Genomic DNA, 1,157 nt, shown 5'->3' on the forward strand with positions numbered 1-1,157 from the left:
CTTCAACGAGGTGCTGGCCGACCTCCACCTGGCGCTGGCTGACAACCTGATGCAGGCAAACCGCCTGGATAACGTGGCCAAGATCGTTGACGAATGGCGCAGCAGCGTGGTGGTTCCGATGCTGCAGCTGCGCCGGGTGATCGGCAGCGCGGCGACCATGGATGACATGGCCGATCTTGTCGCCCAGGGGCAGGGCAAGGCGTATTTCGACAGCTTCCGGGCCACCATGGAATCGATCGAGGCCAAAGGGGCTGAGGCAATGGCCGCCCGCCGCGCCGCCAATGAGGCGCTTGCCGCCCAGACCCGCATCATGATTCCCGGGGCAATTGCTGCGGCGATCCTGATCGGCGCGGTGATGGCGCTGATCACCGGGTCCGGGATTGCCTCAGGCCTGCGGCGCATCGTGGTGTCGATGCGCGGATTGGCCGAGGGCAACAATGCCGTCGAGATCAATGGCCAGAACCGCGGCGACGAGGTTGGCGATATGGCCCGCGCGCTGGATAAATTCCGCGCTGAACTGGTGCGGATGCAGGAGGCCGAACAGCAGAAAGCGGAGAGCAAGGATGCCGAGCTGTCCGGCGTTGTCCGTCAGCTGAGCGAACGTCTGGCCCGCCTGTCGCATGGCGACCTGACCATCCGCATTGCCGAGGAATTCCCGGAGGAATACGAACAACTGCGCGCCGATTTCAACGGTTCGATAGACAACCTAAACAACACCGTGCAGCAGGTGATCGGCGCTGCCTCCAGCATCCGCAGCGGAGCCGCGGAAATCAGCCAGGCCTCCGACGACCTGTCGCACCGCACTGAAAGCCAGGCCGCCACGCTCGAGGAAACCGCGGCGGCGATTGATGAGCTGACAGCCTCGGTGAAATCTGCCGCCAAGGGTGCCCGCAACGTCGAGGCGACCGTACGCGACGCGCGCCAGGAGGCGGAAAACAGCGGAGAGGTGGTGCAAAGCGCCGTGGCCGCGATGAGCGGGATCGCGGAAAGCTCGAACAAGATTTCCCAGATCATTTCGGTGATCGACGACATCGCCTTTCAGACCAACCTGCTGGCGCTGAATGCGGGGGTCGAGGCCGCCCGAGCAGGCGAGGCGGGCCGCGGTTTTGCGGTGGTCGCCTCTGAGGTGCGGGCGCTGGCGCAGCGGTCTTCGGATG

General features: G+C 64.8%; 1 protein-coding gene. It reads left to right on the plus strand.

Annotation, left to right across the window (positions count from 1 at the left end; all coding sequences use genetic code 11):
* Window positions 1-1,157 (plus strand): methyl-accepting chemotaxis protein (locus tag A2I95_RS40535; protein ID WP_291737964.1); only part of this gene is annotated, 1,157 nt, incomplete at both ends.

The sequence above is a fragment of the Leisingera sp. F5 genome (assembly GCF_001593695.1).